Genomic DNA, 24,003 nt, shown 5'->3' with positions numbered 1-24,003 from the left:
TAAGAGACTCACGACGGTATTTCAAAGGAAAGTCTATGTATAATTAAAAATGACAGATACAGGATGAAGGAGCTGCCGGCGTGCAGCTCTTTTTTTGACACTATAACCCTTCAAATCATAGAGAATTCAGGCAGATTCCACAAATTAATGGTTCATATCCGATAATGAGCAGTGGTATTCGAGATTTTGACGATGAGTTTAGGTTTTGATGATTTATTGTTTGTAAGGGTTTACATATGATGTGTGTATTGGCTTTCACGCTAGTCAGCATCAACTTTGATGCCTTAAAGATCCATGATGATGAAGGGGTGATGTAAATTTGAACAAGGTATTCAAGGTTTCTTGGAAGCGAAAGATCAGCTTGATCCTCTCAGCAACTTTAATTTTCACAAGTTTGCCAGCAGGTTTCTCCAAAGCCGCTGCGATAGGTGAAGCGACCGGGACACCTGGTGGTGTCGATGCCAACTTGCTGAAATTGTGGCTGAAAGCGGATCCATCGAGTATGACACTAAATGGAAATGGTGAGGTGACGAAATGGAAGGATAGCAGTCCGCAAGGGAACGATTTCCTCAACGACGGGACGGTCGGAGACAAGAGTCCGCGGACGAAACCAAAGTATGTGGCATCCAATCCATCACTGAATTTCCAACCGTCGGTCCAATTCATCCGTTCAGGCAACGGAAGTCTTTTATTGGATAAAGACGGCTTATTTGCTCAGAATGAAGCCGTTGAACGGGCAAGTGCTTATGTGGTTGCAGGCGGGATCACATTATCCAATCAGACCTCGCAAATTTTCTATGAAAATTTACAAGGGACAGGAAAGTTCGGGGCTTATATTCCTTTCTTTTCAAGTACCTCACAAATCCTATGGGATTCGGGTTCTGTCACATCGGGTAATCCACGGCAAACAACGGGTTATTCAGTTCCGCCTCTTTCCTACAACAGCTGGGGCTTTCAGTATGAATCACGTCCATCTGTTACAAATAACGTCTATCAAGCCATTACTTTAGATGGGCAAACGATTGCAACATCGTCTCAGGCTCGACTTGCGATGGTTGGCAACGGAAGTAACCCGATGTCCCTCGGTTCTGCTGTCACGGGGGGCTCTGGCTATGATGGACAAGTTGCTGAGATGATCGTTTTTGGCGATTCGCTAAGCAGCATCCAGCAAAATCAAGTGCAAACGTACATGGCCCTCAAGTTCGGAACGCCACTGAGAGGGAAGGATTATGTATCAGCCGGTTTGTCGCCTCAGGTTGTGTGGCCCACAGCGGCCAATGCGGATTTTGGCCATAACATCGCAGGCATTGTTCGAGATCAGCAAGGCGCATTGGCTCAAGAAGCAAGCCGAAGCAGTGAAGGACCGGCGGCATCTCAGGTCATCGTTAGTGCGAAAGGAGCTTTAGCGGATAAGCAATATCTTCTCTGGGGAGATAACGGAAGTACAGCGCCATCGGTTCCTTACGGAACGGGTTTCAAGCAGTCGGCGCGGACGTGGAAAGTCCAGAACACCGGCAATGTCGGGACGGTGCAAGTCGCTTTCCCGGAAGCCATGCTCCCGTTAGGCGGATTGCTATTAACCAGTACGAGCGGTGATTTCAGCGACGCGGTACCACATCCATTGGCTCCGGTGGAACTCCATGGAGGAGTCTATTATGCAGCGGATACGGAGCTGGCAGACGGATCCTTCTTCACCTTTGCCGAGAAAATGCCGGAAATCCAGCTTTCTAGCCTTGACGTTTGGGCAGGCGGCCAAAAGTTAGGGTTGAACATACCATTTTCACCTTCCAAGATGGGTGGGTATGAGGTCATTGTCCCACTGGATGCAAGTCCTGTTCGGTTTGAGATGCAAGCTGGCGCAGGTATTTCGACGACAGTGAATCTGACGAACAACAATGGCATGAATCAGCCGGTGAGTGATTTTGCCAATGTGCCGCTTGCACCCGGCGTGAATAAAATTAATATTCGTTTATCAAGTGGAGATGCAACGAATACTTATACGCTTCAGGCCTATAGGCTATCGGCCAAAGGAACAAACGGTCAAATACCATTGAACGCAAGCACGGTTACCGCTAGTTCCTATCAGCCGAACACCACGAATATTCCCGCGAATGTGGTGGACGGGATTTGGGATAATGATGTTCGCTGGTCGGCTTCGGGACAAGGGGAGTGGCTGCAGTTCGATTTAGGGCAACCAGAGAAGGTCACCTATTTAAATATTGCTTTCTTGAATGCGCTCGATCGTCAAACTAATTTTGAAATTATTGGTTCGAATCAACCGGATTTCCAGAATCCGACCGTTTTGCTTCCCAAGCGGTCAAGCCGTGTTCTAAAGGTCGGGGATGATATCCTTCAACCTTATGTGCTGAGTAATCCGGCATCCGTACGGTATTTGCGGCTGGTCGGATATGGCAATTCAGCTTCGGGAAGCTCGGGCAATTGGAATAGTATAACGGAAGTTGAGCTTTACACAGGTACTGCGCCTGATGTCGAGGAGCCCACTGTACCTAGCGGGCCGCCGCAAGCAGGTGATAAGCCGGTGGAACCGCTTCCTCCTGTTCAAGTGGTGAAAGTCAGCTCTTCGGATGATTTGCAGGCTGCGCTGGATCAGGCTGCGAAAGGCATGACGATTGAATTGCAAAACGGTACTTATCAGCAAAAGGGACCATTCGTAATGAAGGATAAAAAAGGTACAGCCGCGCTGCCGATACGAATTATTGCTGCGGAGCAAGGCAAGGCAGTTATTGCCGGTGACAGCTACATGCATATCGAAAACTCCGAATACGTCGAAGTTAAGGGTCTCACCTTTCACTCGGGCGGCGGATCGGAACATGGTGAGGATACACTGCGGAGCAGAGCAGTCCCCGAAGAAAGAATTGCCAGTATGAGTGGCGTGCATCCAGGGGTGCAGCTGTACGATTCCAGCAATATCACAATTTTGCGAAATACATTTGCTTTGGATGAAACAGGTCAGAAATACCGTTTTACGAAAGCTGAGAATAACGTCAGCAAACAAATCTGGTGTGTCATCGGGGTGGAAAATAGTTGCCGTTACGGTGCCAATTATGACCCTAATGGAGCCGTCTACACGGGGGAAACATCACATTCGCCGAACACGACACTGCTCACAGACAGCGGGACTGACCGGCATTATATTCGGGTTGAGGGGACGAGCAGTCACAACCGTATCGCCTATAATGATATCGGACCGAAGACAGGCTTTGGAGCAGTGATTACTTATGACGGTAAGGACGCGGTTTCACAATATGATGTGATTGAATACAATCACTTTCATGATATCGGTCCGCGAGTGACCAATGGCTTGGAAGCGATCCGCTTAGGGCTTTCCGGATTATCATTGGCTCCTGGGCACGTTACGGTTCAATACAATTTGTTCGACGGGTTAAACGGGGAGGACGAAATCGTCTCGGTGAAAAGCAGTGACAACACAATCCGTTATAACACCGTCCTCAATTCTTATGGAGGAATGGTTGCCCGTCACGGTCATCGCAACAGCTTTTATGGCAACTTCATCATCGCGGATGGCAAGAAAGCAGGTACTAGCGGATTCCGCATTTATGGAAATGATCACCAAATTTATAATAATTACATGGAAGGGCTTACGGATGATGCGGTTCAGCTGGATGGAGGAACGGAAGACACCGGGCCGGATGGGGGCACGAATCCGATCATCCGTTGGGGCACAGGTGCGAACGATTTCGCTGAGCTGAAGAGCCTTACGCCGGAAAGGCAGCAGGAGCTGCTGCGCGGGCATTGGAGACAATACGATGTACAGATTTATAACAATACCTTCGTAAATTTAAGTAATAAAGCATCGGCGGTAAAAATTGCACAGCGCACATTCCAGCCGACGGGAACACAAATTTATAACAATTTGATTTTCAGTAACGCAGGGACTATTTTCAATGAGACAAAAGATATTACAGATGCAGGCCGGCCAACGTATGTCGGCAATATGGCCGATGGGATTGCTGCGGTGGCAGCGAATGCAACGGTTGTAAGCGCCACTTACAAAGGCGATCTGAAACTAATTCGCGGCAGCGACGGATTAATCCGTATATCGCCGCTAAGTCCTGCGGTTGATGCGGCAAAAGGTCAGTATATCGCTTCAGACGATATGGACGGTCAAAGACGGATACACACCGCTGATGTTGGTAGCGACGAGTACGAACCGTCGAGTGATTTGACACATCGGCCCCTTACTGCAGCGGATGTTGGACCTGCGGCTGGACAGAATCAGCCAGTGGAAGAAGTGACGCCAGAATTGAGCAGCTTGCAGCTTAGCTCGAATTTAACATTCGCGCCTGCCTTTCGCCCGGAAGTCACTTATTATACAGTGATGCTCCCAACGGGAATAAGCAACTTGAAAATGACACCAACATCGGCAAGTCAATTTGCTGAGATTCAAGTGAGCGTTGACGGCACAGTACGGCAAACCGTTCGCAGCGGCAGCGAAAGCGAACCGCTTGCCATTGCCGGGACTGGCAGTGTTGTACTAATCGATGTGTCGTTGCCAACCGGCGTTCATAAGACGTATAGCATTATGGTGCAGCGACCATCAAGCAGCAGCTCGTCATCGAGGAACTCTTCATCCGGTAATAGCTCGGCACCTGCGCCAGCGCCTTTACCGAATCCAGTTCCTGAACCGGCTAACCCGCTGCCTGTAAATCCTTCGCCAACCGCGCCGTCGCAGGAATCTTTTGCGGATGTGTCGAAACATTGGGCATCGGAAGAAATTTCTCGCGCTGCTGCCAAAGGCATCGTGAACGGTTACGCGGACGGAAGCTTCAAACCTGACGAACCGATGACAAGATTACAATTCGCTGCTATGCTGGTACGAGCATTAGGTTTGAAGGCGGAACCTTCGAAACGGACATTCTCCGATCAAGCGGATATTCCGGCATGGGCGGAGGGAGAACTGGGCGCAGCGCTGGCAGCTGGGATTCTGCAGGGATATGAAGACCAGTCACTACGTCCCAATGCATCCATTAACCGGACGGAAATGGTTGTTATGCTTGTAAGGGCCTATTCTCCAAAAGAGGAGGGGGCACTTTCAACCAAGTTTAATGACAGTTCTCGGATTCCAGCATGGGCATTGCCAGCGGTTTCGCGAGCGGTTTCCTTAGGGCTTATAAACGGTCGGGAGAATCAAACTTTTGAGCCGTTTGTTACCGCTACAAGGGCGGAAGCCGTTACAGTCGTCATGCGTATGTTGAATCGGCAGTAGTTTTGTGGTTTCTGCAATAAACGGCACATGGTATGCAGCAGATTTGGTTTCCTGGAGTTCAGGGGCCGATCTGCTGCATTTGGTGCTTTATATAATTTGAATAAAAAGGAGCTTGAGTGTATGCGAGGAAACTGCCAAGTAAACAGAGAGAATTGGGGTCAATATTTGGATTTGGAAGCGATCGTTCAAGAGGCTGAAGCTGCACTGACTTCTCCAAATGTACATATAACAGAAGCGATAGCGCTGCAAAGCCCCGGGAGTGCGCACGATTATTATTCAAACGGAGATTATTGGTGGCCAAATCCAAACACGCCGGATGGGTTGCCTTATGTTCGCCGTGACGGTGAAAGCAATCCGGATAATTTCCAAGAACATCGAATTTTGCTTAGACGTATGCGGTCCTTGGTTGCTTGTTTGACTTCCGCTTACCGCATAACGGGGGAGCAGAAGTATGCAGCGAAAGCTGTGGGGCTGTTAGAAGCATTTTTTGTAGATAAGAATACGCGAATGAATCCGCACCTGCTTTATGCACAAGCGATTCCTGGTATTTGCAACGGACGAGGGATCGGCGTCATCGATACGCTGCATTTGATTGATGTGGCGGCAGCTGTACACGTGCTGAATAGTGAAGATACCTCCTTACCTGATAAACAGGTCTTACATGAGGTTACTCTCTGGTTCGCAGATTATTTGCAATGGATGAACGAGCACCCGCAAGGGGTGGAAGAACGAAATGAACCCAACAATCACGGGATTTGTTGGTTCGTTCAGGCTGCTGCTTTCGCAAAGTTGACTGGTCATCATGGTATGCTGGATTATTGCAGAGAAGCATACAAGAGCCGATTGCTCGCGGAGCAGATGGATCTCGATGGCAGTTTTCCAAGGGAGTTGTCACGAACGAAGCCCTATGCGTATTCTCTGTTCACGTTGGATAATTTTGTTACTCTTACTCATATCCTCGCCACACCGGAAGATAACCTTTGGGAATTCCAACTTCCTGATGGGCGAGGCGTACAGAAGGGAATCCAATTTCTCCTGCCGTATCTGGAAAATAAATCATTGTGGCCTTATGGGGCTGATGTCGAATATGAGAAAGATTGGCCGGCCGCTATGCCTTTCTTGCTGTTTACCGGGCTTGCAAATGATTCTGATAGGCTGCTTGCCTTATGGAGAACGCTTGAGCATAACCCGCAGCAGGCCGAAGTCAGACGGAATATAGCGATCCGGCAACCGCTGCTTTGGATATGAGTTGTCATATCGGCAAGACGGTTCCACAAATTTTCGTTATAATAAATGAAAGCAGTTACATCATGGCGATAAGGGGTTAGTGCTAATGAAGTTTAATCGGATCCGGTTCAATAAACGCAGTGTCATCGTTACTTGGCTTACCTCTTATATTTCGGTTCTTCTCGTTCCGATTATCATTAGCGGAATTTTATATGCGGCTTCCTGGCATGTGGTCGAATCGGAGGTGAATCGCGCCAACAATAACGCACTGAAGCAGATGGAATTGGCAATCGACAACAGCCTGGGCGGTATTGAGCGATTGAGTTTGGAAATTTCGCTTAATAAACAAGTGAATGCTTTTATCAATACATCACAGCCGCTCACGGATAACGATTATTACGATTTAGTCACAATATCCAATGATTTGCGGATTTACCAGACAGCTAATGAGTTTATTGAACAAATTTATCTGTATTACAAAAATAGCGACACGGTCATATCCACGCGCAATCGGACAGATAGCCGCCAACTGTTTCAAATGCTGGACGGACAGACCCTCAAAGGTTATGAGGCGTGGAAGACGTATTTGGATAAACGCTACATCCAGGAATATACCCCCGTTACGATAACGGAGGATGAGAATGCCTATAAAGCCGTTCTCTTTGCCAAATCGGTTACGTTGGCGAATCGGGATCAGCCCGGAGCTGTGCTCCTGTTTGTTATGAGAGATTCCAAGCTGCTCGCCAATATCCCGCCATCCGAAGCAACGTCGGTAGCGGTGCTCGATAAAGAAAATCGATTAGTTGCTTCCAGTGGCCTTGAGCAAAGCCCTGACTTTCTCACCTATGACAAGTTTACGGGTGAAAATGGGCTATTTTATGGGGATGTAGCAAATAAACAAGTTGCTGTATCGTATACAACCTCGGCCAGGACAGGATGGAAGTACATGTCGATGATTCCTGCCGAGCGCTTTGACGATAAGATGAAGTATATGAAAAGCTTGGTCTATGCAAGCATTATTCTTAGTCTTCTTCTGGGAGGGCTGGTTACATTCTTGTTCCTGCGCAAAAATTACAATCCGATTCATCACCTCATTCGAAGTTTCTCGATGAAAGCAGGAATTTCATTTGCGGAGGGGACGAATGAATACGGTTTTTTGCAAGATGCGCTCAATAATACGTTTGCGGAGAAAGAGCAGGTGGACCGCCGGCTGCACCAGCATCGGGACGCCATTCGCTCCCATTTCTTGCAGGGGCTGCTGAAGGGCAATTTAGAGCAGGACATCCCTGTGCATGAATCGCTTTCCGCTCATGATATTCGGCTGGATTCCCCGCATTTTGCCGTGATTTTGTTCCACATCGATCATTTCGGCAAATTTCAGGAAGATGTCGCCATTGATCCGCAGAAAGTAAAATTGATGCAATTCATTCTTATGAATGTGGTAGAAGAAGTGATTGGCCTTCAGAACCGGGGCTTCACGACGGAAATTGACGATATGCAAGCTTGTATTTTTAATTTTGGATCCCAAGAGCCGGATACAGATGAGCTGCGCCGAGTTGCTGAATCGGTGAAACTATTCCTGCTTGATCATTTTCATGTGCATTTGACGGTGTCGATCAGTTCCATACATGAAGATCTGTTTGGTATTGCCGAAGCGTATCAAGAAGCTCTGTCAGCGATGGCTTATCGGCTTGTCAAAGGAAGCGGAGCGATCATTCGTTACGACGAATTACCGAGCTCCGAGGCTGTCCGGCAGGCTGGAAATTATTATTATCCGCTGCACGTGGAGCAGCAATTGATTAATTTCGTCAAGACTGGCGATTATGAGAAATCGAGCACGATCATTGAGCAAATTATTGAAACAAATGGTTCTAATTCCGTTTTGTCGGTGCCACTTGGCAAATGTCTGATGTTCGATCTTGCTAGTACAATGCTGAAAACAATGAATGAGATGGGTTCGCAAGGGAATAAAAAGTCCTTTATGGAACAATTCAACCCTGTCGAACGGTTATCCGAATGTGAAACTATAAAAGAAATGAAAAGAGAAATTCTTTCGATCCTCGAACAGGTCTGTGAGTCCATTCAAGCCGATCGTAAGCAGGAGTATAGTCCGCTAGGCGATCTGGTTAGCGCTTATGTGAAGGCCAACTATGCTGAAGAAAATTTGAACATTTCCATGATTGGAGAGAAATTTGGCATCACGCCTTCTTATCTATCCAAACAATTTAAAGCTCAAACCGGTGATGCTCTTCTTGATTTCATAAGCCGTACACGTTTGGAAGAGGCCAAAAAGCTGCTAACCGAACAACCGTTATCGATTATGGAAATTGCACGAAAGGTCGGGTACAACGATATCAATACGTTTAACCGGACGTTTAAGAAATTCGAGGGCATCACACCAGGGAAATACAAAGAACTGAAACCATTGTGATCTGATTATGAAAGTCGTACAAGCTTGCTTGGGCGGCTTTTCATTTTTTGCATAGTGATTTTGGATTCTGATGATTGCCTTTTACGGATTTTAAAGGGGGATTTGCAGTTTTGACGATATTCAAAATGGCGGTCTACCCTCCATACTTAAGCCATGGTGCTGCAAGACGAGAATCAGCACTAGATGATACGAGGGGGATTACCTATGAGGAAACATTCCAAAAGAAAGTCAATTAGCATCGCGCTAAGCGTTGTAGTAGCTTCCAGCATGTTCGTTGCCTGTTCCAAAGTGAATACGGGGGCGCCAAGTGAAACAGGAACTGCGAAAACGACGGCAACGCCGTCAACCGCAGCTGGCCAATATCCGATTAGCACACAGGAAACATTAACTTCTTGGGAACAGATCGACACGAACCTGGCGTCATTCGTCCCTAACTTGGCTGAATCGCCATTCGGTAAGCGGTTAGAGAGCGAAACAGGGGTTAAGGTGAAATATACGCACCCGGCAGACGGTCAATCGAAGGACCAATTCAACCTGTTGATCGCATCGAACAATTTACCGGATGTCATTGAATACAATTGGGGCGGCGGCGGAGCGGCAGCCTATCCGGGTGGACCAGAGAAAGCCATTACGGACAAGGTTATTTTACCTCTGAACGATTTGATCGATAAAAATGCTCCTAATTTAAAAAAACTGCTTCAGCAGGATAAAGAGCTGGATAAAATGATCAAGACGGACAATGGCACCTATTACGCATTTCCTATGATTCGCCCCGACAACGGATTGGTATTCAGAGGACCGATGATCCGCAAAGACTGGTTGGATGAGTTGAACCTTCAAGTACCTACGACAATCGACGAATGGTATACGGTGCTCAAGGCGTTCAAGGAGAAAAAAGGGGCAACCGCACCATTTTCAGCGCAATACAGCAATGAATTGAATATCCAAGATGCCTTTATTGGCGCTTACAAAACAGCAAACCGTTTCTATATCGACGATCAGGGCAAAGTGAAATACGGCCCTACGGATCCTCAATTCAAGGATGCACTGGCTTTGCTGCACAAATGGTATGCCGAAGGATTGCTGGATAAAGACTTTGCGCTTAACACGGACTCCAAGTCGCTGGATACCAAATTGATGAGTGATGCGTCTGGTGCAACAGTCGGCTTATTAAGCGGAGGTATGGGCAGATGGATGGATACCGGTAAGAAGAAAAATCCGAAATTCCAGCTCGTTGCCGCTCCATATCCTACGTTGAATAAAGGTGAGCGCGCTTTCATCGGCCAACGTGACTTCAAATATAATCCTGCTGCAAGCAAGGCGGTTTCCGGGGATTCCAAACATGCGGAACTTGCCGTCAAATGGATGGATTACGCCTATAGCTCAAAAGGCAGCATGCTCTTCAATTTCGGTATTGAAGGCGAAAGCTACACCATGGATAACGGCGTCCCTAAATTTTCTGAAAAAATCACGAAAGATCCGAAATATAACTTGCAGCAAATGGTTTCCCAGTACACGAAGCCGAACGGTCCATTCCTGGGCGATAGCCGGAAAAGTTTCAATACGTTCAAAGAACAAGATGAAGCGATCAAAATTTGGGAACAAACGGACGCTGTCAAGCACGTGATGCCGCTCTTCTTGACGCCGACAGCGGAGGAAAGTAAAGAACTGGCCAAATTAAACACGGCGATTACGAGTTACAAAGAAGAGATGTTCGTCAAGTTTGTAATGGGCAAAGAGCCGATCGACAAATTCGATGATTATGTGAAGCGTATCAAAGAGATGGGAATCGATAAGGTCACCCAAATCTATCAAGGCGCTCTGGATCGATACAATAAGCGATAATTAGTCTGCGGCATGCTGGCGGAGGAAGGGACATTGTGTTCCGTCCTTCGGCCTAGCAGCGCCAAGGATGGAGAGGGTGATGCTATGAACACCATGATTTCCAAAACCAAACCGATGACAACCCTTGGAGAAAAAAGGAAATTGAACTTCGGCATTTTTCTGGATATTCGTAAAAACAAACTGCTTTATGTGATGCTGCTCCCTGTTCTGCTTTACTATATTGTATTCCACTATGCACCCATGTATGGTGCTATGATCGCATTTAAGGATTTCTCCCCGAGACTTGGCATTTGGGGCAGCGATTGGGTCGGATTCGAGCATTTCCGTGAATTCTTTACGGGCCCTTATTTCTGGAGAACGATCAAGAATACGGTTCTGATCAGCTTCTATCAGTTGTTATTCGGATTCCCGGCTCCAATTGTCCTGGCACTTTTGTTGAATGAATTAAAACATGCTTTGTTTAAAAGAACTGTGCAAACGATAACGTACATGCCTCATTTTATTTCATTAATTGTCATTTGCGGGATTCTCAAAGACTTCACTTCGAGTGAAGGGGTGATCAACGATATTGTCGCTTTCTTCGGCGGAGAGCGCGTGACCTTTTTGCTCGAACCCAGCTTGTTCCGTACGGTGTATGTATCGTCAGGCATCTGGCAAAATATCGGTTGGGGGACAATCATTTTCTTAGCCGCTTTAACCGGGATCGACCAAGAGCAGTACGAAGCAGCCAAAATCGACGGCGCTGGACGCTGGAAGCAAATGACGCATGTCACCTTACCGGGACTTATGCCAACGATCATTATTCTGCTTATCCTCGATATCGGCCGTATGATGAATGTCGGGTTTGAGAAAATCATTTTGCTGTATAATCCGGGTACTTATGAAACAGCTGACGTGATTTCCTCGTATGTCTATCGCGTTGGTCTGCAAGATTTCAATTACAGCTTCAGTTCAGCGGTGGGCTTGTTTAACTCGGTCATCAATTTTGTCCTGCTCATTTCATCCAACTGGTTAAGCCGCAAATTTAACGATACGAGCTTGTGGTAAAAAGGAGAGAGAGATCATCATGCTGAACAAAGCGAGCTTCTCTGAGAAATGTTTCGATTATATCAATACGGTGCTGCTGCTCTTGCTAATGATCCTTACCGTATATCCGCTGCTTTATGTGGCGTTTGCTTCCGTCAGTGACGCCGGAAGCCTGATGGGGCACAAAGGCATCTTATGGCGTCCCATTGGTTTCTCGCTTGATGCCTATACGAATGTCTTCCGCAATCCGATGATCTTAAAAGGCTATGGAAACACATTATTTGTTGTACTCATGGGCTTGGCTCTTAATATTACGCTGACCTCATTCGGAGCTTATGCTCTCTCGCGCAAGAGCTTGCAATATCGTAAGCCGCTGATGTTATTCATCATCTTTACCATGTTCTTTAGCGGAGGGTTGATTCCGCTCTACTTGACGGTCAAGGGAGTGGGACTTGTTGATTCCCTGTGGGCGCTTATCATTCCACAGGCTATTAATACGTTCAACTTGATTCTGATGAAGACCGCATTCGAAGCTATACCCGATGCGCTGGAGGAGTCGGCCAAAATGGATGGAGCGAATGATTTCGTCATTTTATTCCGAATCGTTCTGCCGCTTTCGATGCCCGTGATTGCCGTGATGCTGCTGTATTACGGTGTGAGTCATTGGAACTCCTGGTTCAATGCGATGATTTTTCTGCAGGAGCGTTCGCTCTACCCGCTGCAATTAGTGCTCAGGGAAATCCTGCTGCAAGGGGAAGCCAATGCGAACACAGGCGCTTCAGACGGGGATGCGGCAATGCTTGCCGCTACGTTGAAGTATGCAACGATTATCGTTGCGACAGTTCCGATTTTGTTCGTTTATCCATTTTTGCAGAAATATTTCGTCAAAGGTGCTCTTATTGGTGCCATCAAGGGATAAAGGAGGAGACTTGGCGTGAAAGAAAGCAAGGGCTCGGCGATTCACATGGAGGTAGATTGGGAGCGTTTCATGTCAGCCAACGATATGGAATGGGTAGTAAAGCCGGTTAGCTGGGATGAAGGGGCATTCCTTGGCAACGGATTACTGGGTACGATGGTTTATGGCGAGGAACATGCCAGCAAACGGCATGTGCTCCGCATGGTTACCGGCCGTACGGATGTGACGGCAAATCGGGTGGACAAACCGGGGTTTCCTCCTCGTGTTCCTCTCGGCGAGCTGGATCTGGAATTGGCAGGAAGAATCTATCATCCGACACATATGCGGGTTAGCTTGTGGAATGCTGAATTACTAGCTACGCTTACGACAACGAGCGGAGAGGTTAAACTTCGCTCGCTTGTACATAGTCTCTATCCGGTGATAGCTGTAGAGATTGAGACAACACCCGGGGAAAGCGCCGCCCGATGTGCTTGGTATGCCTATCCGGAAGTTGACCCTGTACTGAAAAATGCAGACGGCGTGAATTTAAATCAATATATACCTTCGACGGAAGTGGAACACACGGAAGTAGCGGACGGAATCCATGTGTGCACCCAGCGCTATTCGGGTGAAGATGGCTGCGTGACCGCTTGGAAGGATGTACAGATTACTCCGAATCGCCGCATCTGTTGGCTTTCCGTAGCCAATGGGCACAATGAATCAGCGGTTGCCGAAGCGGTAGAGGCTGTGGCGCAGGCATCAGCAGCCAATTTTGAAGAGTGGGTGCAGGCCCACCGTGCTTGGTGGCACCAGTATTATCGTCAAAGCTTCGTTTCACTGCCGGATGGTCGTCTGGAAAGCTTTTACTGGATTCAAATGTACAAATTGGCATCGGCAACCAGACCGGATAAGCCATTGATCGATAATCAAGGGCCATGGCTCACATCCACACCATGGCCAGGTGTTTGGTTCAATATGAACGTGCAGATGAGTTACTCGCCGGTTTATACAGCCAATCGTTTGCATATGGGAGAATCGCTGGTTCGTTCATTAACGGACAACTGGGACAATTTGATTCTGAATGTTCCGGAAGATTGCCGGCATGATTCGGCTGGATTAGGGCGCAGCTGCAGTTTTGATTTGAGGGCTCAAGTCGAGGATGAGGTCGGAAACTTGACTTGGATTAGTCATAGTATTTGGCGGCATTACCGATATGCCATGGATGAAAAGATGCTGGGAGAAGTCTTATTCCCGATTTTAAAACGCAGCGTGAACTATTATCGGCATTTGTTAGAGGAGGGGACAGACGGTTTCCTTCATTTGCCTCCGACAATTTCACCGGAATACGGCTCATTCATGCGCACCACCGTGCGGGATTGCCATTATGATGTATCCTTGCTCCGCTGGGGATGCGAGACATTGCTTCATATTAGTCAAAAGCTGGCGATGAAGGATCCATTGATCCAGGAATGGGAAGATATTCTGAAGAAGCTGGTTCCGCTGCCCGTCGATGAGACAGGTTTTATGGTTGGGCAAGACATGCCGCTTGCTTATGGGCATCGACATTTCAGCCACTTGCTGGCGATTTTTCCGCTGCATCTCGTTAGCGGTGATACGCAAGAGGAGTACGAATTAATCGCCACTTCTTTGCGTCATTGGCTGAGCAAAGAAGGAGATCTGCGGGGATTCAGTATGACTGGGGCGGCTTCAATTGCCGCTGTTCTTGGTTGGGGGGATGAGGCATGGCGATTGCTGCAATCGCTTTTGCTCATCATCAAGCCGAATACCATGTATAAGGAAGCAGGACCGGTGATCGAAACACCGCTCGCTGGCGCCGAGTCGATACACGATATGCTGCTTCAGAGCTGGGGCGGCAAGCTGCGTGTGCTTCCGGCGGTGCCGGAAGCTTGGACGGAGCTGGCGTTCCATGATTTGCGAGCAGAAGGAGCCTTCCTGGTCAGCGCTGTACGCAAAGAGGCCGTCACCCAGTGGATCCGAGTAAAAAGTTTGGCAGGAGAGCCATGTTTGGTCAAGACGGGGTGGAAGGGGCTTGTACGCTGGAACATTATTGGGAATGACAACAATGTTCGAGTGTCTGGTGAATCGTTTATCGACGATGAAATAGCACTGGATTTGCATGAAGATGAAGAAGTTATTCTTTTCATTGGCGAAGCAGTACCCGATCTGCGTGTGCAGCCTGTCCAAGGAACCGACAAGGTATCGCGTTATTTTGGAGGACATAAGCCGTGGAGACTTTACGGCTTTCACTCTGGCCGATTGTGAGTAGAGCGTTAATCGCCCGAGTATAGAACACTAGTAAAAGTGGATAGCATCCGCGTTTGCTGGTGTTTTTTTTTTGAAAATAAAGGTCTTTTTTGGAAATTGAGGATGAGCAGTTGTGATTTTAATGATGGATTTGAGAAAGTGATGATTATCATGGCCAGGATTGGAGGGTAAGATTGACATTGAGTGCGCACTCAACTTAATAATGTAAGCGTTTTAATTATGAATTTGGAGAGGGTGTGTGTTAATGAAAGTAGGCCGTTTTCTATGGACTGTACTCCTGATATCCAGTTTATTGTTCATGATGGTACCTCAAGCCGGTTTCGCCATAGACACGAAATTGACGATTTCATCGTCGAATGTCACGGCAAGCGCTGATGATGGCAACGTTCCCGCTAATGTCGTGGATGGCAATTTGGCAACTCGCTGGTCAGCAAGTGGGGATGGGCAGTGGATTCAGTTTAAACTGGATGCCGATATGAGAGTCGCATTCCTTAAGATTGCTTTTTTAAACGGTGACACAAGAACGTCCACCTTCGATATCCAGACATCGGCTGACAATATCAGTTTTACAACCATTCAGGCGAATGTGACGAGCAGCTTAAGTGCAGCTTTGCAAACATTTGATTTTCCAGATGCAGACCCCGTCCGTTATGTCCGTATTGTTGGTCACGGCAACTCGGTTAATGCCTGGAACAGCTATACCGAAGTGGAGATTTACGGAGATTCCTCAAGCGCTCCTTCTCTCAGCACCAAACTTTCAGTCCCAGGCTCAGCTCTGTCTGCTAGTTCGGATGACGGGAATGTTGCGGCAAATGTGGCAGATGGCAACCTGACGACCCGCTGGTCAGCGAATGGCGATGGACAATGGATCCGAATTGATTTGGGAACGAAATCAAGCGTTGCTTATTTGAAAATGGCCTTCTTGAATGGCGATACGCGAACGTCCACTTTTGACATACAAACGTCCCAAGATGGCATTGCCTACACAACGATCCAGGCGAACGTAACGAGCAGCCTGAACGCTGGACTGCAAACCTTTGATTTTACAGATGCCGCCTTAAGCCGGTATGTACGAATTGTCGGTCACGGCAACTCCGTCAATGCCTGGAATAGCTATACCGAAGTCGAAGTTTATGGCTACGTGCCTGTATCGACAGCTAGTGAATTTGCGCTAGCGCTAAATGCTGCGGTTCCCGGTTCCACCATCATTTTGGCAAACGGTAATTACTCACAAACGAGTGAATTCGTTCTCAATGGTAAAAACGGCACAGCGTCCAGCCCAATCCGGATTAAGGCAGCTAATCAAGGTCAGGCCGTCATATCCGGAGGCGCCGCACTGCAAATAAAAAATAGTTCAAATGTCATCGTTGAAGGGCTAAAGTTTGCGAACTTGGGTAAAACAGGGCTCCTGTTAGATGGCTCTAATAACATTCGAGTTACTCGTAATAGTTTTGCCTTGCAGCCAACGGGCACAGGTTTAATCTGGCTGCAAGTCAGCGGCGTCAACAGCCATCACAACCGGATTGATCACAACGATTTCGGGCCAAAAAGCGATACGGAACCGCTCATCGCTTATCAAGGGGACAACAACGGGCATATCTCTCAGTATGATGTGATTGAATACAATTATTTTCATGGTATTGGACCATGGGTGGATAACGGCAAAGAAACGATCAGACTCGGCCTGTCCGGCATTTCCTTGTCCAACGGTTATAATACGATTCAGTACAATTTGTTCGAAAACTGCGACGGAGAGCCTGAAATCGTTTCTGTCAAAAGCAGCAGCAATACGGTGCGTTACAACACTTTTAAAACGTCAAAAGGAGGTCTGACTTCCAGACACGGGCATAACAACTCGTTTTATGGAAATTTTTTTCTTGGCGACGGGGTTGAGTCTGAAGAAGCGGGAATTCGTATTTATGGGAACGATCATAAAATCTATAATAACTACATGGAGAACCTAACAGAGGCAGCAATCTTCGTAGATAGCGGCAATTATGACGGCGGTACCGGGGGGTATCCGGCTAATCCGTCCGATGACGATTTGAGAGCGCAATGGAAAGTGTACCGAGCACAGATTATCAACAACACGATCGTGAATAGTACCACGGGCATCGTTATCGGGAATGCGGGCAAAACTTACGCTCCGCAAGACAGCACAATAGCCAACAACATCGTGAAGAACACAACCGGTACCCTTTACCAGGAAAATGTAACCAGTAACACCACTTTCCAAGGTAATATCGGGTTTGGCGGCACGTTAACCAATAACGGCTCTCGCACAGCAGCGCAGATTCGTTCGATTAATCCGTTATTCACAACCGTCAATGGTTTGCAAAAACTTTCGTCTACCAGTCCGGCAATCAATGCTGCCGTGGGCAGTTATCCATTTGTCACGGAGGACATGGACGGTGAAACACGTTTGACCGCAGATGTCGGAGCGGATGAGCAATCCGGAGGCTCCGTATTTGTCAATCATCCGTTATCTGTAGCGGAGGTAGGGCCTTTATCACCGTAATCGCGTTTTGGCGTCTTATGCTTGTAGGCCTAACGGATACCACGAGCTGCTCAATCAACCCGGCCCCTGTAACGGACCTAGTAGCCGTTATTCTGCCAATTTGGCTAAATTTAAGAAGCTAACGGACTGAGGTGCTGTTATCTATTGAATATGATGCTGATTTCCGTAACTTCTTGACCATTAGAGGCACGTGGGTCCGTTAGCTGCAATTCTTGACTCAAAAGCAGCGAATAGGGTCATTACAGTCCGTTAGCGCAAAAAATCCCGGCGAGATCTATCTCGCCGGGATTTTTTTAGTAGCTTGCTTGTACCATTCTAGAAGCGATCAAAACTTGTGAATTCTCCCACCGGTTTGCGGTAGCCACGCGGTCTGCGTTTTTCTAAATCTTCTTTCCCTATCGTGAGGAGCAGGGCGGGAACATAATTGTCCGGTATATGCAGGATTTGACGCATCATTTCCGGATCAAATCCGATCATCGGGCAAGTATCCCAGCCCTTCTCTTTAGCAGCCAGCATGAAGAGCTGAGCCGAGAGGCTAGCATTTCGGATCGCCTCGTCGCGCTTAAAGCCGTCGCCTCGATTTTCATAAAAATTCGTAACATCTTCCACGGTCATATCATATTCCTGTTTGCTGATCACCCCAAGTTGCAGTAATCCCTCATTCAATCTGGCAGCGTCTTTATAAGCATCAAGGTTACCTAATACGAGAATAACCGCCGAAGCTGTTTGAACTTTATATTGTTTATAAGCCGCTTGGTAAACTTCCTCTTTTATAGCCGGATCTTTTACAATGATGTAGTGGGCATGTTGCAGGTTAAAAGCAGATGGGGCAAATTTCACCGTATTCAGGATATCAGTCAAATCTTCATTAGGAATTTCAATATTCGGGATGAATTTATTGGCAGACCTACGCTCTTTAACAATTGTTGAAAAATCACTCATGGATGGATGCCTCCTATAGGATGTACAAGACTAATAAGTATAAACGAATCATATGCCTATATTTGGATGAATGTCAATAATCGAAGTAACAATTGTCTGAAGGAGAACGTCTATAAAAGAAAGGGGGGTTGATTGTGAGAATTTGGATTGGTATATGGGCCTTATTCGTTGTCTTTACAAGTGGATGTTCGTGGGTTAACAGTAATTCCATTCATGGGAACGCTGTGATCGATTGGGTTGATTTTGTTAAATTATCTGGAAATTCGTATACTGGATTGTTTGAAGGTGTGATAAAAGACACAAATGATATCACCAATGAGGTGGTTGGTGAAGTTCATTTTAAAGTGGGGGATGTTGTTACTAATCCCGAATATCAGACAAAAGCAGGAGATGCTGCCTTTTTAGAAATTGGAACAAAATTGTACAAAGTCAAAGGCTTTGAATCAAATCAATTAATAGCTGCGAAAGATGAGAAACGGATTAGTGGATACCGTCTATATGCGGGGGATGACTTTGCAAGAACGTTGAGGCGAAACTATGAAGATCTCCCTAAAGAAAAAATCGAGCGAGTAGAGCTCTATCATTTTGATGAAGTAAAGCCCTACAAAACCCTAAATGATAGCGAGAAAGAACAGTTTATTCAGTTATTGGAAAGTGGAAAAGTAACGGAGGATTATTATACCCAGAGCAAAGTGGGCGATCCGACCTACTATCTGTTTGTTATCTTTACCAACGAGCCGATTGCCAATTCCTTTATATTAACCGATGATGGAGGTCACGTTTCATTCTCCTCAACGCAAACAAGAATTGTTGACAATGAAATCCGTAAATTGATTTTACCATTTGAATGATTAATTACCAGGTGCAGTCCTCCTATACAAAACAAATATCGCCGCAGCTATCAGAATCATCCCCATAAAAGCAGGTGCCGCATGGCCAAATGAGACGTAGATTTGTCCTCCGATAACAGGTCCAATCATTCGCGCTAATGCTTGAATAGACTGGCTGCCACCTTGAATCCTTCCTTGTTCACTAGCATCGACAGATTTGGAGAGCATGCCGTTGAACGATGGTCCAAAAATCGAATCTCCGAAACCGAATATAAACATTCCAGCGATAAAAAGAGGATAGTAAGTGAACAAAGCCGATAATGCAATAAGGATGTAGCCCATTATTTCCGAGACCATCCCAAGAATGGCTATTTGTGCATCCTTAAGTTTTATCAGAAGCTTCGGCATTATTAATCCTTGTGAAAGGATATCTTGGAATCCGATGATTGAGAACATAAGTCCGATTACTGCAGGCTTCCAACTGAAAGTATCCATGGTAAATTGAGAGAAAACAGCCTGTAAAGATCCGTTGGGAATCCACAGTAAGAATGCTGAAATAAGCAGCCTTTTTAAACTTTTCATGGAAAGTAGGTTTGTGAGTTGTGAAAATGGATTCAATCTTGCAAAGGTGATCTCTTTCAGCCTATTTTTCTTGTCAAGGCTCTCAGGCATATATAGCAATCCAAAACCAACATTCAATAAGGTGATAATAGCTCCAAAATACATGGGCGCAGCATATCCAAACTTGGCAAGTAAACCGCCTAGCGTTGGGCCAATGACCGTACCAACACCTACAACTGCACTAACCCATCCGAAGTATTTGGTTCTTTGTTGCGGCGGAATGATGTCTGCAAAATATGCGAAAATCGTGCTTATGCTTCCGCCGGTAATACCTTCAATGATGCGCCCGACAAATAGTATCCAAAGGGCACCTCCTAAGCCAAAGACGAAGTAACCGATCGCGGAACCTGTGAGGCATAGTAAGAGCAAGGGACGACGGCCATATCTGTCGCTAAGCGCTCCAAGTACGGGAGCCGCAAAAAACACGCAGACTGCGTAAACAGAAGTCAGCAGGGTAACAGCTACGGCTTGTTCGCTTGGACTATTTGTATAGGGCTGCACTAGGAATGGGACGACAGGAGCTATGATACTGAAGCCTATTCCGCAAAGAAACACAGACATTAAGCCGAATAGTAAAGCCTTTTTATCTATGGTTTGCTCTATGTTCTGTTCATTGTGTGATGGAATTGAAGACACGTAAAGTCTCCTTTCAATATTGGTTATTTTGCTTCCTAGGAAACAAAATTATCACGATTTTGCTTCCTTGTCAACAAAATGAGAGCAATAAAAAAGCAGCCAACTCTTCAGAGAGTCCAGCTGCTTATGCTTTTAGGATTCAACTTTATTCCGACTTATCATACACGCCTTTTTTCTTAATCTCTGCATCCAAATGCCTACTATAGGATTCTATGAATTTAAGCATACTGTCAAATTGTTCATCGGTTACGTGTTCAAATACGGCTTTATCCCGCTCTTTAAATTCCTTGTGGAGCTCCTCGTGGACTTTATCAATTGCTTTGCCTTGCTCAGTAAGCCTGAAATAGATTTCTTTCTTATTTTCCTGCTTCTGATAGCTTTCGATAAGGCCCTTTTTTATGAGTTTCTTCGTTAGTTTACTTATGGCACCGCTAGTCATATAAAAGGATTCCGCAAGCTTGGTCACGTTGGAATCTTCATTTCTGCCAATGTATTCGAGGCAATGCACCTCAGTAGATGTATACCCCTTAAGACTAACTTCCATCTTTGATTTATTCAGCCAGACCATCTTATTGAATAAGTCCCTGAACCTCATGATGACTTGATCTTCTTTATGCATAGCTTGTCCTCCCAGCCCTTGGAGCATTAACAATAACAATATATGAAATTAATTATCTATCGAATTTTCATTATAAGCAATATATGAAAATGATCAAAACCCATAATAGATTGCTATAAGCCTAATCTTTTTGTATGAGGCAACTTTCTTTACCCCTACCTATTTTTTCACCCATATGAAAAAACGTTTCTCTAGACCCACACAAACTTCGGTTGATATGATTAGCTAGCGCATCGAAAAGCCGAGGGGAGTACAGGGGCTATGGAACAAGAGATGAGATATGAAAACTTAAAAATGGGAGAGCGTGGGGCTATCATCAGCATTGTTGCCTACATATGCCTTTCCGCCTTGAAGCTAGTTGTTGGCCATTTCTCAGGTTCCGAAGCTTTAAAAGCGGATGGATTAAATAATGCGACAGATATTGTAGCATCAATAGCGGTATTGATCGGATTAAAATTAGCTCAAAAACCGGCGGACGAAAACCATCCGTATGGACACTGGAAATCAGAGACGATTGCCTCATTAGTCGCGTCATTCATCATGATGGCAGTCGGACTGGATGTATTTATCACCGCTGTCAAATCCATTTTTCAAGCGAAAGAGCAAGCTCCGGACCTCACATCGGTGTGGACGGGGATTTTCTGTGCGGTTGTTATGTATGTTGTGTATCGTTATAATAAAAATCTTGCCCAAAAAATTAAAAGTCAAGCCGTCATGGCGGCAGCGAAAGATAATTTATCCGATGCATTTGTGAGTATCGGGACTGTAATCGGCATCATTGGTTCCCAATTCCGTTTGCCGTGGCTTGACCCTTTGACCGCGGTATTGGTTGGATTTATTATATGTAAAACAGCATGGGACATATTCCGTGAAGCCTCACATCATTTATCAGATGGTTTCGATGAAGCCGCTATTCAAGCTTTTAAAGATACCGTGCTTCAGGTGGAAGGGGTCGAAAGTGTGAAGGACCTCCGCGCTAGAAATTACGGGAGCAATGCGGTTGTTGATGTTGTTCTTTCGATAAAAGCAGATTTGGAATTTCAAAAGGCACATGATATTGCAACAAAAGTGGAAAATGAGTTAAAGAAGACGTCCGAAGTTTTTGAAGTTCATGTCCATTACGAACCTGCTAAATGAATTAAGCAAAATGAAACCACACGCGTACCGCGGCTTTGATCGTTAATTGTCCAGGTTCAATAGGGGTTTCAACCGCACTTGCAGCAAACTTGGCAGTAGCCATGTAAGGTATTGGCCCTGCCGGCCGCGGAGATTCTTGGACTTGAGAAGGGATTGCACCAAGTGTCACACCTAGTGTATTTGCGATGGTATAAGCTTTTTGACGTGCATGTTGAATAGCTACCGATAAAGCTTGATTCTCATAAAATTCTGGATGTGCTATAGTAAACTGAATGCTCGTGACTTGATTCGCACCATTCGCAACGGCTGTATCAACAAGTTTTCCTGTCTGATCTACATGATCCGTGGTAATTCGTAGCAGATGGGTGATCTTATAACCTCGAAAGATTTGTTTCCCGTCCACATAATCATAAACGATTTCGATACGATAATCTTGCGTTTGTATCTTTTCTCGGGGGATGTTTAGACTCATCACGGATTGAATGATGTTGGATATGGCTTTGGCGTTTTCAGCCTGAATGGCCTGCAAGTTAGGACCATCCGTCACAACGCCAAGATCAACCACGGCCCGGTTGGGTGTTGCGGTCACAGTACCCTCACCTAGGACTTCGATGGTAGATGAGTGTTTTGAATACGAAGGAGATGCTGTCTTGTCAATGGGATACCCGTACATGGAAGGACTCCTCTCTAGTGGCAGTTATTACTCAATGTATGAGGATTTCCTCTGAAACATAACGGGAGGCTGACGGGGAGCTTCGTAGAGAAATGATCATAAAATTTGGATTGACAATGACAACGTGTGTTATCATGATAACTAGCTATCTAGAAGTTATATGCTAAACGATTACTTGGAGGGAGAATTTCATTAATAACGTCGTCCTGAATGATGCAATGACCATGTTGAAGGAAACAAGCCGTACTTTTTATATACCTATAAATAGTTTGGAATTAGGCTTGAAAGAGGCTGTCACATCAGCCTATCTATGTATGCGGGCTATAGACGAAATCGAAGATCATGATGAGCTCGCAGACTCTTTGAAAATTGAATTACTAGTCGGAGTACATCAAGCATTCCAATCTCCTAACCCGATGGGGGAGATACAAGAATTACTGTCACCGCATAAGGCGGTACTGCCTGCCGTTACTATGCAGCTAGATGAGTGGGCGCAGCTATGTCCAACTTCCGGAGCACCTATTGTATTTCAATACATCGCGAAGATGTCTTTAGATATGGCCGATTGGGTTAAAAGCGGATGGAATATCCATACGGAAGAGGATTTGGATCGCTATACGTACAGCGTTGCCGGCATGGTCGGTGAAATGCTATCCGAACTATGGCTGTGGCATGACGGGACACAGTCTGATCGAACGAAGGCGATTGGCTTCGGAAGAGGACTGCAAGCGGTAAATATTCTTCGAAATCGTGGAGAGGATCTGAAACGCGGTGTGGACTTTTTTCCAGACGGTTGGGGATTCAAGGAAATGCAACAGTACACGCGTCGCAATTTACAACTTGCCGACTCTTATATCGCAGACCTTAAGGAAGGTCCGGCATTGAAATTTTGCAAAGTGCCCTTAGCGCTCGCACATGCTACAGTTAACCTTATCGCGGTTGGTGGCAATAAACTGACAAGAGATGCGGTTCTGAAAATTGTGAGTCGTGTATCCGGATAAACGGATCGTACATAAATAGAAAAAAAGACTTCATTCACCAGGAGGAGGAAAGGTGAGTGGAGTCTTTT

General features: G+C 46.2%; 15 protein-coding genes. 11 read left to right on the top strand and 4 right to left on the bottom strand.

What is annotated here, in order from left to right; genetic code table 11:
* The first annotated feature begins 319 nt into the window (after positions 1 to 319).
* The 8 genes from RQP52_RS08795 to RQP52_RS08760 all read left to right on the top strand — a co-directional run bounded on the left by RQP52_RS08795 (position 320) and on the right by RQP52_RS08760 (position 17,476).
* Positions 320 to 5,248 (top strand): chondroitinase-B domain-containing protein, encoded by a 4,929-nt coding sequence (locus RQP52_RS08795; RefSeq protein WP_315950880.1) that lies wholly within the window; start codon positions 320 to 322, stop codon positions 5,246 to 5,248.
* Positions 5,249 to 5,368: 120 nt separating this feature from the next.
* A complete protein-coding gene (locus tag RQP52_RS08790) occupies positions 5,369 to 6,496 on the top strand; it encodes an alginate lyase family protein (protein WP_315950879.1) in 1,128 nt (375 codons plus the stop codon).
* 85 nt (positions 6,497 to 6,581) lie between these two features.
* Entirely contained in the window at positions 6,582 to 8,906 is a 2,325-nt protein-coding gene (locus RQP52_RS08785; RefSeq protein WP_315950878.1) for a helix-turn-helix domain-containing protein, read from the top strand.
* Between the two features lie 204 nt (positions 8,907 to 9,110).
* A complete protein-coding gene (locus RQP52_RS08780) occupies positions 9,111 to 10,751 on the top strand; it encodes a type 2 periplasmic-binding domain-containing protein (RefSeq protein WP_315950877.1) in 1,641 nt (546 codons plus the stop codon).
* A gap of 114 nt (positions 10,752 to 10,865) precedes the next feature.
* Positions 10,866 to 11,798: an ABC transporter permease gene (locus RQP52_RS08775; protein ID WP_315951495.1), complete on the top strand. Its 933-nt coding sequence runs from the start codon at positions 10,866 to 10,868 to the stop codon at positions 11,796 to 11,798.
* 19 nt (positions 11,799 to 11,817) lie between these two features.
* Positions 11,818 to 12,696, top strand: coding sequence for a carbohydrate ABC transporter permease (locus tag RQP52_RS08770; protein ID WP_315950876.1), 879 nt, complete (start codon positions 11,818 to 11,820; stop codon positions 12,694 to 12,696).
* Between the two features lie 15 nt (positions 12,697 to 12,711).
* On the top strand, positions 12,712 to 14,955 hold the full coding sequence (locus RQP52_RS08765) for a glycosyl hydrolase family 95 catalytic domain-containing protein (RefSeq protein WP_315950875.1): 2,244 nt from the start codon (positions 12,712 to 12,714) through the stop codon (positions 14,953 to 14,955).
* A 247-nt stretch (positions 14,956 to 15,202) separates the two neighbouring features.
* On the top strand, positions 15,203 to 17,476 hold the full coding sequence (locus tag RQP52_RS08760) for a chondroitinase-B domain-containing protein (RefSeq protein WP_315951493.1): 2,274 nt from the start codon (positions 15,203 to 15,205) through the stop codon (positions 17,474 to 17,476).
* Positions 17,477 to 17,791: 315 nt separating this feature from the next.
* Here the strand turns inward: RQP52_RS08760 and RQP52_RS08755 are convergent, their stop codons facing one another.
* The gene (locus RQP52_RS08755; protein WP_315950874.1) at positions 17,792 to 18,418 is read right to left on the bottom strand and encodes a nitroreductase family protein; all 627 of its coding nucleotides are present in this window, start codon (positions 18,416 to 18,418) and stop codon (positions 17,792 to 17,794) included.
* A 134-nt stretch (positions 18,419 to 18,552) separates the two neighbouring features.
* Here RQP52_RS08755 and RQP52_RS08750 point away from each other — a divergent pair, with 134 nt between their 5' ends.
* Complete coding sequence (locus tag RQP52_RS08750) at positions 18,553 to 19,269, top strand: hypothetical protein (protein WP_315950873.1); 717 nt, start codon at positions 18,553 to 18,555, stop codon at positions 19,267 to 19,269.
* Here the strand turns inward: RQP52_RS08750 and RQP52_RS08745 are convergent, their stop codons facing one another.
* Both RQP52_RS08745 and RQP52_RS08740 read right to left on the bottom strand, forming a co-directional pair.
* On the bottom strand, positions 19,270 to 20,505 hold the full coding sequence (locus RQP52_RS08745; RefSeq protein ID WP_315950872.1) for an MFS transporter: 1,236 nt from the start codon (positions 20,503 to 20,505) through the stop codon (positions 19,270 to 19,272). It abuts the gene before it with no gap.
* Between the two features lie 145 nt (positions 20,506 to 20,650).
* Positions 20,651 to 21,124, bottom strand: a complete 474-nt coding sequence (locus RQP52_RS08740; protein ID WP_315950871.1) for a MarR family transcriptional regulator — start codon at positions 21,122 to 21,124, stop codon at positions 20,651 to 20,653.
* Between the two features lie 261 nt (positions 21,125 to 21,385).
* On the opposite strand from RQP52_RS08740, the gene RQP52_RS08735 reads away from it, so the two are divergent.
* Positions 21,386 to 22,261 carry a cation diffusion facilitator family transporter gene (locus RQP52_RS08735; protein ID WP_315950870.1) on the top strand — a complete coding sequence of 292 codons (876 nt, stop codon included), beginning with the start codon at positions 21,386 to 21,388 and terminating at the stop codon, positions 22,259 to 22,261.
* Position 22,262: 1 nt separating this feature from the next.
* Here the strand turns inward: RQP52_RS08735 and RQP52_RS08730 are convergent, their stop codons facing one another.
* Positions 22,263 to 22,934, bottom strand: coding sequence for an SIMPL domain-containing protein (locus RQP52_RS08730; RefSeq protein WP_315950868.1), 672 nt, complete (start codon positions 22,932 to 22,934; stop codon positions 22,263 to 22,265).
* Positions 22,935 to 23,152: 218 nt separating this feature from the next.
* On the opposite strand from RQP52_RS08730, the gene RQP52_RS08725 reads away from it, so the two are divergent.
* A complete protein-coding gene (locus RQP52_RS08725) occupies positions 23,153 to 23,935 on the top strand; it encodes a phytoene/squalene synthase family protein (RefSeq protein ID WP_315950867.1) in 783 nt (260 codons plus the stop codon).
* The last annotated feature ends 68 nt before the right edge of the window (positions 23,936 to 24,003 follow it).

Origin of the sequence: Paenibacillus violae (assembly GCF_032461945.1) — a bacterium.
GTDB classification, from domain to species: Bacteria; Bacillota; Bacilli; order Paenibacillales; family NBRC-103111; genus Paenibacillus_E; species Paenibacillus_E violae.
The sequence above is the reverse complement of the archived record's forward strand: the minus strand, read 5'-3'. Positions and strand labels throughout refer to the sequence as shown.